This window comes from Pollutimonas bauzanensis, assembly GCF_900129885.1.
In the GTDB taxonomy this organism is placed as follows: domain Bacteria; phylum Pseudomonadota; class Gammaproteobacteria; order Burkholderiales; family Burkholderiaceae_B; genus Pollutimonas; species Pollutimonas bauzanensis.
This window is the reverse complement of the sequence record NZ_FQXE01000001.1, coordinates 347,062-363,041: the sequence shown is the minus strand read 5'-3', so window position 1 is coordinate 363,041 and position 15,980 is coordinate 347,062. Positions and strand designations below refer to the sequence as shown.

At 64.6% G+C, this 15,980-nt stretch carries 13 protein-coding genes; 10 read left to right on the top strand and 3 right to left on the bottom strand.

Features of this window, described 5'->3' with window-relative positions; translation table 11 throughout:
- Positions 1-17 precede the first annotated feature (17 nt).
- A complete protein-coding gene (rpoD, locus tag BUB23_RS01820; protein WP_073101354.1) occupies positions 18-2,273 on the top strand; it encodes an RNA polymerase sigma factor RpoD in 2,256 nt (751 codons plus the stop codon).
- A 202-nt stretch (positions 2,274-2,475) separates the two neighbouring features.
- Positions 2,476-3,024: an NADPH-dependent FMN reductase gene (locus BUB23_RS01815; RefSeq protein WP_073101634.1), complete on the top strand. Its 549-nt coding sequence runs from the start codon at positions 2,476-2,478 to the stop codon at positions 3,022-3,024.
- Between the two features lie 38 nt (positions 3,025-3,062).
- Here BUB23_RS01815 and BUB23_RS01810 read toward each other — a convergent pair whose 3' ends face one another.
- On the bottom strand, positions 3,063-5,057 hold the full coding sequence (locus BUB23_RS01810) for a sigma-54-dependent Fis family transcriptional regulator (RefSeq protein WP_073101353.1): 1,995 nt from the start codon (positions 5,055-5,057) through the stop codon (positions 3,063-3,065).
- A gap of 257 nt (positions 5,058-5,314) precedes the next feature.
- Between BUB23_RS01810 and exaC the strand changes: the two genes are divergently transcribed.
- The 3 genes from exaC (at position 5,315) to BUB23_RS01795 (ending at position 9,008) form a co-directional block, all read left to right on the top strand.
- Positions 5,315-6,841: an acetaldehyde dehydrogenase ExaC gene (gene exaC, locus BUB23_RS01805; RefSeq protein ID WP_073101352.1), complete on the top strand. Its 1,527-nt coding sequence runs from the start codon at positions 5,315-5,317 to the stop codon at positions 6,839-6,841.
- A 19-nt stretch (positions 6,842-6,860) separates the two neighbouring features.
- The gene (gene adhP, locus BUB23_RS01800) at positions 6,861-7,892 is read left to right on the top strand and encodes an alcohol dehydrogenase AdhP (protein ID WP_073101351.1); all 1,032 of its coding nucleotides are present in this window, start codon (positions 6,861-6,863) and stop codon (positions 7,890-7,892) included.
- 351 nt (positions 7,893-8,243) lie between these two features.
- Entirely contained in the window at positions 8,244-9,008 is a 765-nt protein-coding gene (locus BUB23_RS01795; protein WP_073101350.1) for a LamB/YcsF family protein, read from the top strand.
- 19 nt (positions 9,009-9,027) lie between these two features.
- Here BUB23_RS01795 and BUB23_RS01790 read toward each other — a convergent pair whose 3' ends face one another.
- On the bottom strand, positions 9,028-10,251 hold the full coding sequence (locus tag BUB23_RS01790; protein ID WP_084135632.1) for a benzoate/H(+) symporter BenE family transporter: 1,224 nt from the start codon (positions 10,249-10,251) through the stop codon (positions 9,028-9,030).
- Between the two features lie 110 nt (positions 10,252-10,361).
- On the opposite strand from BUB23_RS01790, the gene BUB23_RS01785 reads away from it, so the two are divergent.
- The 3 genes from BUB23_RS01785 to BUB23_RS01775 all read left to right on the top strand — a co-directional run bounded on the left by BUB23_RS01785 (position 10,362) and on the right by BUB23_RS01775 (position 12,280).
- Positions 10,362-10,994: a helix-turn-helix domain-containing protein gene (locus tag BUB23_RS01785; RefSeq protein WP_245801130.1), complete on the top strand. Its 633-nt coding sequence runs from the start codon at positions 10,362-10,364 to the stop codon at positions 10,992-10,994.
- A 56-nt stretch (positions 10,995-11,050) separates the two neighbouring features.
- Positions 11,051-11,914 carry an LOG family protein gene (locus tag BUB23_RS01780; RefSeq protein ID WP_073101349.1) on the top strand — a complete coding sequence of 288 codons (864 nt, stop codon included), beginning with the start codon at positions 11,051-11,053 and terminating at the stop codon, positions 11,912-11,914.
- An 81-nt stretch (positions 11,915-11,995) separates the two neighbouring features.
- Positions 11,996-12,280: a MatE family transporter gene (locus BUB23_RS01775; RefSeq protein WP_073101348.1), complete on the top strand. Its 285-nt coding sequence runs from the start codon at positions 11,996-11,998 to the stop codon at positions 12,278-12,280.
- A gap of 48 nt (positions 12,281-12,328) precedes the next feature.
- On the opposite strand, the gene BUB23_RS01770 is transcribed toward BUB23_RS01775, so the two are convergent.
- Positions 12,329-13,015, bottom strand: a complete 687-nt coding sequence (locus tag BUB23_RS01770; protein ID WP_073101347.1) for a type 1 glutamine amidotransferase domain-containing protein — start codon at positions 13,013-13,015, stop codon at positions 12,329-12,331.
- A 148-nt stretch (positions 13,016-13,163) separates the two neighbouring features.
- On the opposite strand from BUB23_RS01770, the gene BUB23_RS01765 reads away from it, so the two are divergent.
- Together BUB23_RS01765 and BUB23_RS01760 are read left to right on the top strand one after the other, a co-directional pair.
- Positions 13,164-13,331 carry a hypothetical protein gene (locus tag BUB23_RS01765; protein ID WP_245801129.1) on the top strand — a complete coding sequence of 56 codons (168 nt, stop codon included), beginning with the start codon at positions 13,164-13,166 and terminating at the stop codon, positions 13,329-13,331.
- 13 nt (positions 13,332-13,344) lie between these two features.
- Positions 13,345-15,849 carry a glucose/quinate/shikimate family membrane-bound PQQ-dependent dehydrogenase gene (locus BUB23_RS01760; protein WP_073101345.1) on the top strand — a complete coding sequence of 835 codons (2,505 nt, stop codon included), beginning with the start codon at positions 13,345-13,347 and terminating at the stop codon, positions 15,847-15,849.
- Positions 15,850-15,980 lie beyond the last annotated feature (131 nt).

Genomic DNA, 15,980 nt, shown 5'->3' with positions numbered 1-15,980 from the left:
CGCCTACGGAAGCGACTATGACCCAAAGTACTGGTAAAACCCCCCTGGCAGCTGAAGAAGCTGTGAAAAAAGCTAAAACTGTTGGCGCCACTAAAAGTGCCGCCAAGACGGCAGTGAAGGTCGGGGATGGTGTTACGGCAGAGGCCTCTGCTGCAAAAAAGGCTGCAGCCAAGAAAGCCGCGCCCGCCAAGGCGGCGGCCAAGAAGGCTCCTGTCGCCGAGGCAGGCGCCGCCGAAGCCAAGAAAGCGGGCAAGACCGCGGCCCGGGCAGTGCCTACGGGCCGCCGCCCTGGCCGTCCCGCCAAGAACGCCAATAACGACGCCGCCGACTTCAATGACGATGATGCCGGCGACGCCGAGGTCATTCCCGACCTCAAGCCGCTGCCCAAGCGCGGCGGCAAGCGCGCCAAGGGCGACAAAGACGTGCCCGCGCGCAACCAGATGACGCCCGAAGAGCAAGAGGCCCGCCGCAATCGCCTGAAAGTGCTGATCAAGCTGGGCAAGGACCGCGGCTACCTGACTTACGGCGAAATCAACGACCATTTGCCCGACGACCTGGTCGACGCCGAAGCCATCGATGGCATCATCAGCACGTTCAGCGACATGGGGATCGCGGTCTACGACCAGGCCCCCGATGCCGACGCGCTGCTCATGAGCGACAACGCGCCGGTGGCCACCAGCGACGACGACGTCGAAGACGAAGCCGAAGCCGCCCTGACCACCGTCGATTCCGATTTCGGCCGCACGACCGACCCGGTGCGCATGTATATGCGCGAAATGGGCACGGTCGAACTGCTGACCCGCGAAGGCGAAATCGAAATCGCCAAACGCATCGAAGACGGCCTCAAGCACATGGTCATGGCGATTGCCGCCTGCCCGACCACGGTCAACGAAATTCTGCAGTATGTGCAGCGCGTGCGCGATGGCGCCGCGCAAATCGATGAGGTCGTCGACGGCCTCATCGACCAGGAAGGCGAAGAATACGCCGGCGCCGGCGTTTCCGTCGACAACGACGAAAACGAAGACGGGCCCGCGGGCGGCATGAGCAGCAAGCAGCTCGAATACCTGCGCACCACGGCGCTCAAGAAATTCGAGACCATAGGCGTATGGTTCGACAAAATGCGCAAGGCGTTCGAGCGCGACGGCTATCAGGCCCAGGAATATATACAGGCCCAGGAAGCCATCCTGAACGAACTCATGGGCATACGCTTCACGGCCAAGATGGTCGAGAAGCTGGCCGACACCCTGCGCGAGCAGGTCGGCGAAGTGCGCAAGCTGGAACGCGCCGTCCTGCACGCTTGTGTGGACCGCGCCGGCATGCCGCGCGCCCATTTCATCAAGGCCTTCCCCGGCAATGAAACCAATCTTGAATGGGTGCTGGGCGAAGTCGCCGGCGGGCATGCCTATTCCGAAACGCTGGAACGCCATATTCCGGCGGTCCAGGAAATCCAGCAAAAGCTGATCGACCTGCAAACGGCCGTCGTGCTGCCGCTCAAAGACCTCAAGGACGTCAACAAGCGCATGGCGACGGGCGAAGCCAAGGCCCGCAAGGCCAAGCGCGAAATGACCGAAGCCAACCTGCGCCTGGTGATCTCCATCGCCAAGAAGTACACCAATCGCGGCCTGCAGTTCCTGGACCTGATCCAGGAAGGCAATATCGGCCTGATGAAGGCGGTCGACAAGTTCGAATACCGCCGCGGCTATAAGTTTTCCACCTACGCCACGTGGTGGATACGCCAGGCCATTACGCGCTCGATCGCCGACCAGGCCCGCACCATCCGCATTCCGGTGCACATGATCGAAACGATCAACAAGATGAATCGCATCAATCGCCAGATCCTGCAGGAAACCGGCGCCGAGCCCGATCCCGCCACTTTGGCGCAAAAGATGGACATGCCGGAAGACAAGGTCCGGAAAATCCTCAAGATCGCCAAGGAGCCGATCTCGATGGAAACGCCTATCGGCGACGATGACGATTCCCATCTGGGCGACTTCATCGAAGACACCGGCACCTTGTCGCCGTCCGAATGGGCCCTGCACGGCTCCATGCGCGACGTCGTCAAGGAAGTCCTCGATTCGCTGACGCCGCGCGAAGCCAAGGTGCTGCGCATGCGCTTCGGCATCGAAATGAGCACCGACCAGACGCTGGAAGAAGTCGGCAAGCAGTTCGACGTCACCCGCGAGCGCATCCGCCAAATAGAAGCCAAGGCCTTGCGCAAACTGCGCCACCCCAGCCGGGCCGACAAGCTGAAAAGCTTCCTGGAAGGGCAGTAAGCGCAGGCCGGACAGGCGCCTCGGGCATCTGATCCGGCACCGCGCACCAGTATGATGGCGGCAACCTTCGGGTTGCCGCTATTTTTTTGCCGCCGCTATTTTTTCCGATCCGCACTAGAATGGCCGGAGGCTTCTTCATGGCTTGCGGCGCCTGCCCCTGGCGGGCGCCGGCGCGTATTTTCTGACCAAGAAAGGACTATTTGTGAACGACATCAAAAACATCGCCGTCATTGTCGGCAGCCTGCGGAAAGACTCCATCAACAGGAAAGTGGCGCAAGCGCTGATCGATATGGCGCCCGCATTCCTTAACCTGGAGATCGTCGAGATCGGCCACCTGCCGCTATATAACCAGGATTTCGATGCGGATTCGCCGGCGGCATATATCGAGTTCCGCGAGAAGATAGCCAGCATGGACGGCGTGCTGTTCGCCACGCCGGAACATAACCGCTCGATGCCGGCCGCCATGAAGAACGCCATCGATATCGGTTCCAGGCCCTATTCGAAAAGTATCTGGAACGCCAAGCCCGGCGCCGTGATCAGCGCCTCGCCGTCGCTGCAGGGCGGCTTCGGCGCCAATCACCATCTGCGCCAATCGTTGATGTGCCTGAATGTTTATTGCATGGCCAACCCCGAAACCTATCTCAGCCAGGCCGACAAGTTGTTCGACCCCGCGGGAGAGGTGACGGAAACCGGGCGCGCCTTGCTCAAGCTGTTTATCGACCGCTACGCCGAGTGGGTCAGGAACTGGTAGGCCGGCATCGCGCCAGCGGCGCGTAATCCCGGAGGCGGCTAGTCCGGCCTGCGGGCAGCGTGCCGTGCCGACGCGCGTCCGAGGTAGCGGTACAGGGTGCTGCGGTGCACGCCCAGCTTGCGGGCCGCCAGGCTGATGTTATGGGAGGATTCCGCGATGACCCGTTCTATGGTCTGGTCGCTGATGTCGCGCAGGGTGGGACACAGCGCGCTTGCGGCGGCTATGCCGGCCGCTGGCGGCGCGACGCCCGCCGCGGAAGGCATAGCCGCTGCGGCGGGCACTATGCCGGCTGCGGCGGACTCAGTACTTGCCGCAGGCCGCGCAATGCCGCCGGCCGGGCGGATTTCAGCGGGCAGGTCATCGGCCTGGATCAGGCTGCCTGGCGGCAGCAGCGCCACCAGCCGGCGCAGCAGGCTGTGCAACTGGCGGTAGTTGCCGGGCCAGTGATAGCCCGCGAGCTGTTCGAGCGCCGAATCGGCCAGCATCATGGAGCAATCCGCGCCGCCGACGCGCTTGAATTCCTGGCACAGGAACTCGCGCAGGCGGCGCCTCTCGCGCAGGGGCGGCAGACGGACATCGAAGTCTTGCAGGCGATAGTACAGGTCTGCGCGGAACGCGCCGTTTTCGACCATGGACGACAGGTCGTGATTGGTGGCGCTGACCAGGCCGAAGTCCACCGGGATGCGCTTGTCGGAGCCCAGCGGCTGCACTTCGCGCTCCTGCAGCGCGCGCAGCAGGCGGGTTTGCAGCAATAGCGGCATGTCGCCGATTTCATCCAGGAACAGGACCCCGCCATGGGCTTCGCGCAGCCGGCCGCGCGAGCCTTCGCGCCGCGCTCCGGTGAAAGCGCCGGCCTCGTAGCCGAACAGCTCGGACTCCACCAGGCTTTCGGGCAGGGCGCCGCAATTGACGGCCACGAACGGGCCCTGGCGCCACTGGCTTTGCGCGTGCAGATGGCGGGCGAAGATTTCCTTGCCGGCGCCGGTTTCGCCTTGCAGGAGTATGGCCAGGCCGGCATTGACGGCGCTTAGCGCGTGCCGCATGCTGGGCTGCAGATCGTCGGCCAGCGATGGCAGCCCCGGCGCGCCCGCCGGCAGGCGTCGCGCCCTGGCGGGCCGGGGCGTGGCGGCGCCGTCGGGCGCGGCAAGGCTGGCCGGCCTGGCCGCTGCGGGGCCTTTGCCCGGCCGCAGCGTTCCCAGCAGGGCCGTGCCTCCGCGGGTATGCAGGGGCCGGGGATTGTCGCCCATGCGGTCCCAGCCATCCAGCCAGTCATGCACAGGCGCATCCAGCAGGCTCCAGTCGCCGCCCAGCAAGTGCAGGGCGGCTTCGTTGGCTCCCACGATGCGGTCTTCTTCCAGCAGCAGAATAGCGCGCTCGACGGAGTCCAGCAGCGAGGATTGCCGCTGGAAAACCAGGCGGTGCAGCCTGGCGTCGGTGTGGTCCAGATAGCGGTTGCTGATTTGCCGGGCGCATATTTGCGCCAGCCCCATGGCGTAGGCGTGCAGGGTCGTCGCCTCGCTGGAAATGTCCAGCACGCCGATGACCTTGCCGCGGGGCGAGAAGATGGGCGCTGCGTGGCAGCTGAGCACCCTGTTGCATTCCAGAAAATGTTCTTCGCCATGGACCCTGACGGCGGCGGCGTCGAAGAGGGCGGTGCCGATGGCGTTGGTGCCGCGCAGCGATTCGGCCCAGCTGACTCCGGGCTGCAGCGCTACTTGCTCGGCTTTGCGCAGGAATTCCGTGCATCCCGCCTCCTGGAGGATGACGCCGGTCTCGTCGGCGAGCACGACGACGCTGCGGGCGCTGGCCACCAGCGACGCCAGGGTTTCGATTTCGGGCTGCGCCAGCTGCAGTATGCGGGCGTGCTGTTCGCGCCGGGCTTGCAGGTCGGCCTGCAGCATGGGATTGGGGTCGGCATGCAAGGCATAGCCGTTCGCCGCGCAGCGCTCCCAGGAACGCAGGACAGACGTGGCCGGCAGCCCCTTGATCTTGTCGAGCAGCCCTTGCGATGCCAGCGGCGTGAGCGAGTTCATGCCTGTCTCCTGTGTTGCGTTGTGCGCCAGTGCGGCTGTCGCGTTATCCGCCCCTGCCTGTCGCATTTTGCGACAAGTTATTGTTTTACAAGCAGATTATGCCACTGTCGCAGGCTTATGGGAACCCGCCGCGGGGGAATGCCGCCGCGCCGCTTCCTCGCCGCGGCGGCATATGGCCTGGCACGCATATTGCTTGACTTCCATAGGACGGACCGCTAAAGACGGTAGCCGCCATTCCAACCTCAAGGAGACAAGAAATGGATCTGACCGACCTGAAATATTTCGGCATCGACGTCGAATACCCCTATAAGCGCCACTATGAAAACTACATAGGCGGGCGCTGGGTGGCCCCCGTGGCGGGCAATTATTTCGAAAACCTGTCGCCCATCACCGGCCAGGTTTTCTGCGAGGTGGCCCGCTCCGATGCGGCCGACGTCGACGCGGCGCTGGACGCGGCGCATGCCGCGCGTAAAAAATGGGGCGCAACCTCGGTGACGGAACGCTCCAACATGCTATTGCGCATGGCCGACAAGATGGAGCAGAACCTGAAGGTCCTCGCGGTGGCGGAATCCATCGACAATGGCAAGCCCCTGCGCGAAACCATGGCCGCCGACCTGCCCCTGGCCATCGATCACCTGCGGTATTTCGCCGGCTGCATCCGCGCGCAGGAAGGCGGGATTTCCGAGCTGGACAACGATACCGTGGCATATCACTTTGCCGAACCGCTGGGCGTGGTGGGCCAGATCATTCCCTGGAATTTCCCTCTGCTGATGGCCATCTGGAAGCTGGCGCCGGCATTGGCGGCGGGCAATTGCGTGGTGCTCAAACCCGCCGAGCAGACTCCGGCCTCCGTCCTGGTGCTGATGGAAATCATCGGCGACCTGTTCCCCCCTGGCGTCATCAATATCGTCAATGGCTACGGCAAAGAAGCCGGGCAGGCGCTGGCCACCAGCAAACGCATCGCCAAGCTGGCGTTCACCGGGTCCACGGCCACCGGCAAGCACATCCTGCATGCGGCCGCTGAAAACCTCATCCCCAGCACCGTCGAGCTGGGCGGCAAAAGCCCCAATATCTTCTTCGCCGATGTCATGGACGAAGACGATGCCTTCTTCGACAAGGCCCTGGAGGGGCTGGCCATGTTCGCCCTGAACCAGGGCGAAGTATGCACCTGCCCCTCGCGCGTGATGGTCCAGGAATCGATATACGATCAATTCATCGAACGCGCCATCAAGCGGGTCGAAGCCATCAAGACGGGGCATCCGCTGGACGCCAAGACCATGGTCGGGGCGCAGGTGTCGCAGGTGCAGATGGACAAGATCCTGTCCTACATCGACATCGGCCGCGGCGAAGGGGCTAAATGCCTTACCGGCGGCACGCGCAACGCGCCCGGGGAAGGGCTGAACGAAGGCTTTTACGTCAAGCCCACGCTGCTTTTCGGCGACAACAGCATGCGCGTCTTCCAGGAAGAAATCTTCGGGCCGGTGGCTTCGGTTATGACGTTCAAGGATGAGGACGACGCCATCGAAATCGCCAACGATACCGAATACGGCCTGGGCGCGGGCGTATGGACCCGCAACGGCACGCGCGCCTATCGCGTCGGGCGCCAGCTGCAGGCGGGCCGCGTGTGGACCAATTGCTATAACTTGTACCCCGCCCATGCGGCGTTCGGCGGCTACAAGAAGTCGGGCGTAGGCCGCGAAAACCACAAGATGACGCTTGCGGCCTACCAGCAGACCAAATGCCTGCTGGTCAGCTACAGCCCCAATGCCCTAGGTTTTTTCTAAGTCTCAGGAATCCATTGCCATGACCAAAAAAACAATGAAAGCAGCCGTCGTCCGGGAATTCGGCAAACCACTGACCATCGAGGAGGTGTTGGTCCCCGAACCCGACGACAACCAGATCCTTGTCAAGATCGAGGCGTCCGGCGTTTGCCACACCGACCTGCATGCCGCCGAGGGCGACTGGCCGGTCAAGCCGAATCCACCCTTCATTCCGGGGCACGAGGGCGTCGGCTTCGTCGCGGCGGCGGGCCGCAATGTCCGGCACGTGAAGGAAGGCGACCGCGTCGGGGTGCCCTGGCTGCATTCGGCCTGCGGCTATTGCACGCATTGCCTGGGCGGCTGGGAAACGCTATGCGAAGCGCAAAGCAATACCGGCTATTCGGTCAACGGCGGCTTTGCCGATTATGCCCTGGCCGATCCGAACTTCGTGGGGCACCTGCCGGCGGGCATCGGTTTCGTGGACATCGCGCCGGTGCTTTGCGCCGGAGTCACGGTCTACAAGGGCCTCAAGGTGACCGACACGCGTCCGGGCGATTGGGTGGTGATTTCCGGCATAGGCGGGCTGGGCCATATGGCGGTGCAGTACGCCAAGGCCATGGGCCTGAATGTGGCCGCGGTCGACGTGGAAGACGACAAGCTGGAGCTGGCCCGCAAGCTGGGCGCCAGCGTGACGGTGAATGCCGCCACGACGGATGCCGCGGCCTATTTGCAAAAGGAAATCGGCGGCGCCCATGGCGCGCTGGTCACGGCGGTGTCGCCCAAGGCATTCCAGCAGGCGCTGGGCATGGTGCGGCGCGGCGGCACGATCTCGCTCAATGGTTTGCCGCCGGGCAGTTTCCCGCTGCCGATTTTCGACATGGTGCTGCGCGGCATAACGGTGCGCGGTTCGATAGTGGGCACGCGCCTGGATATGCAGGAAGCCCTGGACTTCGCGGCGCGCGGCTCGGTCAAGGCCACCGTGGCGACGGAAAAGCTCGACAATATCAATGATGTGTTCGCGCGCATGCACAAGGGCCAGATCCAGGGCCGCGTCGTGATCGATATGTCGGCCTGACAAAACTGTGTCCGGGCTCTGCCCACCTCGCGGACTGCATGCCGCTCGGATTCGCCAGGCACAAAACAGTCCGCAGGGACTGTTTTGTGTCCGGGCTCTGCCCACCTCGCGGCCTGCATGCCGCTCGGATTCGCCAAGCACAAAACAGTCCGCAGGGACTGTTTTGTGTCCGGGCTCATCCCCAAACGTGGTGCGCTTTTTGCCTTGGGGCGGCCCGGCGGCAAAAAAGGGGTGGCCGCCAGGCATAGTGCCCGATGCCTGGCCCCATGTCGACGAGCGGGGTTCGCTTGCCTTTGCCGGTCTTGGCGATAAACTGGCGTTTATCCGATCAGCAAATTCTTCGAACCCACTATGACCTTATCGATAGACTTGAATTGCGACATGGGCGAAAGCTTTGGCCCATGGGAAATGGGGCAGGACGAAGCCATCCTGCCCCACGTCAGCTCGGCCAATATCGCCTGTGGCTTCCATGCCGGCGACCCCGGCGTCATGCGCAAGACTGTCGCGGCGGCCATCAGGCACGGCGTGGCGCTGGGCGCGCACCCGGGCCTGCCGGACCTGGCCGGTTTCGGGCGGCGCGGCATGGACATCAGCCCCGACGATGCCTACGACATGGTGGTCGTGCAGGTGGGCGCCCTGGCCGGCGTCGCCGCCAGCCAGGGCGGCCGCCTGCATCATGTCAAGGCCCATGGGGCCTTGTACAACATGGCTGCCAGGAGTCCCGAACTGGCGCGGGCGGTGGCGCAAGCCGTCCATGACGTGGATCGTTCGCTGGTGTTCTACGCCCTGGCTTCCAGCGTCCAGGCCAGCGTCGCCGCCGATATCGGCCTGAACGTAGCCCAAGAGGTCTTTGCCGACCGCACCTATCAGAGCGACGGCTCGCTGACGCCGCGCAAACAGGCGCATGCCATGATCGTCGACGTCGATGCCTCCATCCGGCAGGTGCTGCGCATGGTCGCCGAGGGCCGGGTTGCGACGGTGCAGGGCGAGGACATCGTCGTCCGCGCCGATACCCTGTGCATCCATGGCGACCAGCCGGGCGCGGTCGTATTCGCCCAGGCCATACGCCGGGCGCTCGAAAGAAAAGGCATAGCCGTGCGCAAAGTGGCCCGGTGAACCGGCCCGGGCGCGCCGGCTAGCCGTTCGTCGTGGCGGTGGGCCGAGGCTCCAGGTTGGCGCCGGCCGCGGCATGGCGGGCCCGGGCTCTTTTGCCGGCGCCCAGCAAATGGACGGCGATTCCCAGGACCAGCCCCCAGAATGCGCTGCCTATGCCCAGGAAACTCAAGCCCGATGCGGTGCTCAGGAAGGTCACCAGGGCGGCCTCGCGCCCGGTTTCATCGGCAAGCGCGCCGGCCAGGCTGGCCCCGATGGTGCCCAGCAAGGCCAGCCCCGCGATAGCGGCCACCAGCTCCGCGGGAAAGGCCGTGAACAGGCCGACCACTGTCGCCCCGAACCAGCCCGTCGTCAAATAGAAGGCGCCGGCCCAGACCGAAGCCATATAGCGTTTCCGCGGATCCGGATCGGCATCCTTGCTCATGCAAATGGCCGCGGTGATGGCCGCGAGGTTGAAAGAATATCCTCCAAACGGGCCCAGCAGCAGGCCGGTGAAGCCGGTCCAGCTGATCAAGGGCGAGGCCGGTGTTTCATAGCCGTTGGCGCGCAATACCGCGAGCCCCGGCACATTCTGCGAGGTCATGGTCACGATGAACAAAGGGATGCCTACGCCCACGAGCGCGGAAAGGGAGAAATCCGGCATCATCAGCAATGGTTTTGCCGGCGTCCAGTTCAAGACCTCCAGGTGCAACAGGCCCCGCATGCCCGCATAAGCCGCGCCCACCGCCAGCGCCAGCGGCACGGTATAGCGGGGCAGCCATGCGCGGCCCAGCAGGAAGGCGGCAAACATCAGGCCCACCAGCACCCATTGGGACTGCATGGCGGTGAACAGCTCCATGCCGAAGCGGACCAGGATGCCCGCCAGCATGGCGGCCGCGATATGGCGCGGAATGTACTGCATGATTCTCTGGAACCAGCCTGTAACGCCGCAAATCGTGATCAGCAAGGATGCAAACAGGAAGGCGCCTATGGCCTGGCTCATGTTCAGGCCCGACAGCCCCGTGACCAGCAGCGCCGCGCCGGGCGTCGACCAGGCGGTCAGCACCGGGCTGCGGTAGCGCAGCGACAAGCCGATGCAGCTTGCGCCCATGCCTATGCCCAGCGCCCACATCCATGAGGCCAGCTCGGCCGGCGTGGCCCCGGCCGCGTTGGCCGCCTGGAAGACAATGGCCACCGAGCTGCTGTAGCCGACCAGCACGGCAATGAAGCCGGAGGAAATATGCGAAATCTTGAAATAGTTGCCCATGGACGATCTTCCCGGCTGGCCGTTTGTGCGTTATAACGCTCGATAGGGGGCTATGCTAGCATCGTGCGTTATAGCGTACAAGCTCCGATACGGAAACAAGGACTTATTTTTTGCCGACACGCGACATCGCCATGCAAGAACCCAATGCCTATCTATCGCAAGCGCTGAAAAGCCTGCGCAAGCAGCGCGGCTGGAGCCTGGAGCAGGCCGCGCAGGAGACCGGCGTCAGCAAAGCCATGCTCGGCCAGATAGAAAGGGCGGAATCCAGCCCCACTATCGCCACGCTGTGGAAAATCGCCCACGGCTTCCAGGCGTCCATTTCGTCCTTCCTGGAACCGCCGGCCGGCGATCTGCTCGACGGCGCGCTGTCCCAGGGCGGGAAGCCGCCGCGCAAGAGCCTCGCGGCGGATCCTTTGCTGGTAACCTCATTATTTCCCTACGATGCGCATTTTGGCTTCGAGCTGCTGGAGCTTACCTTGCCGCCGGGCGGCGTGCGCCTGTCCGAGCCGCACGCCGCCGGAGTCATTGAGCATGTGGTGGTGATCAGCGGCGCGATGGAATTGCTGGTGGATGGGCGCTGGGCGCCCTTGGCCGAACGCAGCGCGGTCCGTTTCGCGGCCGACCGCCCGCACGGCTACCGCAACCTCGGCGACCACGCCTCGATCTTTCACAATCTTATCCATTATCCGGCCGGCTATGAAATGTCCGGCTCCCCCGTCAAAAAACCCTTGCGCCGCCCATGAGGCGGCACCGCCCGCGCGGGACCGCTGCGGGCCATCCTTGAGTCTGGAAATTTGCCATGAAGAATGTTTTTCCCGATGCCGACCGGCGCCACGCCCTGCAGGAAGCCATACAGCAGGGCCAGGCTTATGCCTTGGCGCAGGAAGATATCGCGTTTCTCGCCAGCGAGGACCTGCGGCCGGTGCGCATGCAGCTGGAGCTGCTCAAGGCCGAGCATGCCTTGCGCGAACATGGCGTGCAAGCCACGATAGTGGTGTTCGGCAGCGCGCGCATCCTGTCGCCGGAGGACGCGCAGGCGGCGCTGGCCCTGGTCCGCGAGCAGATGCATGCGCAGCCGGATGAGCAGAGCCTCAAGCGCGCCTGGGCCCTGGCCAAGCGCCGCGTCGAGCAATCGCATTGGTACGAAGAGGCGCGCCGCTTCGCGGAGATGGCCTCGCGCTGTTTCGAGCACGAAGGGCCCTGCGATCTCGTGGTGATGACGGGCGGGGGGCCGGGCATCATGGAAGCGGCCAACCGCGGCGCCTTCGAAGCCGGCGAGCGCTCGATAGGACTGAATATCACCTTGCCGCACGAGCAGTACCCCAACCCCTTCATCACTCCGGAACTGGCATTCCGTTTCCACTATTTCGCATTGCGCAAGATGCATTTCCTGCTGCGGGCCAGGGCGCTGGTTGCTTTTCCCGGCGGCTTCGGCACGCTCGATGAGCTGTTCGAAGTGTTGACGCTGGTGCAGACGCGCAAAATGCCGCGCATCCCCATCGTGCTGGTAAGCAGGCCGTTCTGGCAGCGCCTGGTGGATTTCGATTTCCTCATCGAAGAAGGCATGATTGCCGCGGAAGATGCGCAGCTGTTCGTCATGGTCGACAGCGCCCAGGAGGCCGTCGAGGCGCTGCGCGAATTCTACCGGTTCGCTCCGCCGTGAGGCCAGCCCGGGCCCTGCGGCGCGGGCCCGGGCCTGGAAATTGCTGATTCACCCTTTTCACCCAACTCACAGGAGGCCGCCATGGCTACTGAAAAGGATCGCAAATTCGCCAAAGAGGCCACTGAAATAAAGACCGGCCTTACCGACGCGGCGCTGGGCCCCAGCGACTCTTCGGATTCCGGCAGCGATATGCCGGCCGGCACGCCGGACGCCGACAGCGACCGGGGCAATACCGGAGAGCGGGCCGCCGTGGAAAACAGGATAGATATTTCATCGGCCGAGGATGTGGATGTCGACAAGGTGGTCCCGGAAGACGATGCCGGCCTGGCCCACACGCCGCCCGACCCGGCGCGCAATGGGGGATAGCACGCGCCGGCCCCGCGCCGGGCGGCCGGCCCGGCCAGGAAAAGCCGTCTATTGCGCCGGGGCGAGAAGCTCCAGCAAAGCGCGCGCGGCCGGCTCGGAAGAGGCGGGGTTCTGGCCGGTGACCAATATGCCGTCGGTGACCACGTGCGCTTGCCAGTCGTCGCCCCTGGAATAAAGCCCGCCATCCTTTTTCAGCACATCCTCGACCAGGAAGGGCACTACGCCGGCCAGGCCCACGGCTTCTTCTTCCGTGTTGCTGAATCCCGTGACTTTTTTACCCTGCACCAGGGCCGCGCCGTCCGGGGTGCTGGCATGGCGCAGCACGCCCGGCGCATGGCAGACGGCAGCGACGGGCTTGCCGGCGGCGAACATGGCATTGATCAGGGAAATCGACGCGGCATCCTGCGCCAGATCCCACAAAGGGCCATGTCCGCCGGGATAAAACACGGCGTCGAAGTCCGCGGCCGAAACGCGCGACAGTTCCAGCGTGCCGGCGAGAGCCGCCTGGGCGGCCTTGTCGGCCTTTAAGCGCCGGGTCGCTTCGGTCTGCGCGTCGGCCGCAACGCTCTTGGGATCGAGCGGCGGCTGGCCGCCGCGCGGCGAGGCAAGCGTGATGTCCGCGCCGGCATCCTTGAAAACGTAGTAGGGCGCGGCGAACTCTTCAAGCCAGAAGCCTGTTTTTTCACCGGTGTTTCCCAATTGGCCGTGCGAGGTCAAAACCATTAATATTTTCATGCTGGCTCCAGATCAGGATAGGGGTTCAGGAACGCCGCTTGCTGGCTTTGCCTTATTTACTCATTCGAGGGGAACGGCCATGGCGAGATGCGACAACTGCGGAAACGATTACGATAAGTCATTTCAGATGACGGCGCTAGATGGAAAAATGTATACCTTCGACAGCTTTGAGTGCGCCATCCAGACGCTGGCGCCGGTCTGCGCCCATTGCGGCGTGCGCATCATAGGCCACGGCCTGGAGGAAAACGGCCGCATGTTCTGCTGCAATCATTGCGCGCAGGGCGAAGGCGTAAGCGAACTGCGTGATCGTTCCTGAGCCGGGAGGGATCATGCAAAGCACGCGGCGACACCCCGCTCTGACCGTAGCGGCTATCATCATCGCCATTTTTGGCGCGGCCTTGATCATCGGAGGAGGATGGCTCATAGCGCTGGGCGGCTCCTGGTATTACCTCTGCGCCGGCATAGCGCTGCTTGCAAGCAGCGCCCTGCTTGCGCAGCGCAGCCCCGCCGCACTGTACTTGTACGCCCTGCTGGTCGTCGCCACCCTGGCCTGGAGCCTGTGGGAGGCCGGGCTGGATTGGTGGCCGCTGGCGGCGCGCGGCGATGTGCTGTTCGTGGTGGGGCTGGCGCTTTTGACGCCCTGGATCACCCGTTCCCTGACCAGGCGCCAGCCGGCCTACCCGGGGACCGGGCCGCAAGTGTCGGCCGTACGCGGCGCCGGCCTGGCGCTGACACTGGCGCTGGGCTTGTTCCTGCTGGCGGCCATCGCCTCATGGTTTGCCGAGCCGCAGCGCATCGAAGGCGCGCTGCCCGCCGCGCGTGCGCAACTTGCCGCCGAAAGCCAGGCGATACCGGCAGGCGAATGGCATGCCTACGGGCGCAGCGGCTACGGCCAGCGCTATTCGCCGCTGACACAGATCACGCCCGACAATGTCGCCAAGCTGGAGGCCGCGTGGCACTTCAAGACCGGCGATATGCGCGGCCCCGGCGATCCGGTCGAAACCACGTTCGAAGTCACGCCGCTGAAGATAGGCGACAAGCTCTTTCTCTGCACGCCGCATCAATCCGTCATTGCGCTGGATGCCACCACCGGCAAGGAGATCTGGCGCTACGATCCCAAAGTGCAGGGCAGCCTCGCGCTGCAGCATCTGACTTGCCGCGGGCTTTCCTATCATGAGGCCGCGGGCGGGGGCAGCCCGCGGCCGGCCGCAGAAACCGGCACCGGCGCGGCGGCTGCCGGCCCGGCATCCGCGCCGTCGAGCGATCCCGCTCTGCCCATCGCCGCGGCCGGCGGCCCCGCCGCCGCCGATTGCCCGGCGCGGCTTTTCATGCCCACCGCGGACGGCCGCGTCATCGCGCTCGATCCCGAAAGCGGCAAAGTGTGCACGGGCTTTGGCAAGGGCGCCGGCCAGATCGATCTGTGGGCCAATATGCCCAACGTCAACCCGGGCTCGTATTATTCGACCTCGCCCGTGGTGGTCACGGCATCCCTGCTCATTGTCGGCGGAACGGTGCTGGACAATGTTTCCACCAAAGAAGCTTCCGGGGTGATCAGGGCCTACGATGTCGATACGGGCGCGCTGGTGTGGAACTGGGACTCCGGCAATCCGGATGCCACCGCCCCCATTGCCGCCGATGCCAGCTACACCGCCAACTCGCCCAACAGTTGGGCGCCCGCCAGCGTGGATGAGAAACTGGGCATGGTCTATGTGCCGCTGGGCAACCAGCCGCCCGATCAGTGGGGCGGCAAGCGCAGCGAGGCGGTGGAGCGCTATTCGTCGTCGGTCGTGGCGCTGGACCTGGCCACCGGCAAGGTGCGCTGGCATTTCCAGACGGTGCACCATGACCTTTGGGACTACGATGTGCCGGCGCAGCCCAGCCTGGTCGATTTGACAATAAAAGGCCAAACCGTTCCGGCCCTGGTGCAGCCGACCAAACAGGGCGAACTCTATGTGCTGGACAGGCGCAGCGGCGAGCCGCTGCTGCCGGTGACGGAAACGCCCGCGCCGCAGGGCGCCGCCGAGGGCGACCGCAGCGCCGCGACCCAGCCGGTTTCGGCGCTGTCCTACGATCCGCCGCCCCTGACGGGCGCCGATATGTGGGGCGCCACGATGTTCGACCAGCTTGCCTGCCGCATCGCCTTCAAGAAGCTGCGCTACGAGGGCCGCTACACGCCGCCGTCGATCCAGGGCACCCTGGTGTACCCAGGCAATTTCGGGGTTTTCAACTGGGGCGGCATCGCGGTCGATCCGCAGCGCCAAGTGGCCTTCACGACGCCGACTTACCTGGCTTTTGTCTCGCAACTGGTGCCGCGCAAAGACGATACGACCTTGTACGTGCAGGGCAGCGAACGCCCGAAGGACAGCCTGCCCGCGCTGAATGAGAATTTCGGGGCGCCATTCGCGGTCAAGCTCAGCGCATTCACCTCCGCGCTGGGGCTGCCATGCCAGGCCCCGCCATGGGGCTATGTCGCCGGCGCGGACCTCGCCACCGGCAAGATCGCATGGAAGCACAAGAACGGCACCGTGGTCGACAGCTCGCCGCTGCCTTTGCCCTTCAGAATGGGCGTGCCCAATATCGGCGGGCCCATCATGACGGCGGGCGGCGTCGCGTTCCTGTCGGGCACGCTCGACAACTACGTGCGCGCCTATGACGTGACGGACGGCAGGCAGCTCTGGGAGAGCCGGCTTCCCGCGGGCGGCCAGGCCACGCCTATGACCTATACCGGCGCCGACGGGCGGCAGTTCCTGCTTGTCGTGGCGGGCGGCCATGGATCGCTGGGCACCAAGGCGGGGGACGATGTGATTGCCTATGCGCTGCCGCGCGAGCCCTGACCCTCCCCCGGGGCGGGCAGGCAAACAGCTTGCCCGCGCTGCGTATTCCTTGTCCAGTGAACCTTGAAGCCGCGGATTTATTACCGTTAGGCGACAGGACCCCAGGTTTTCCCCAGGGTTGTGCACAGATT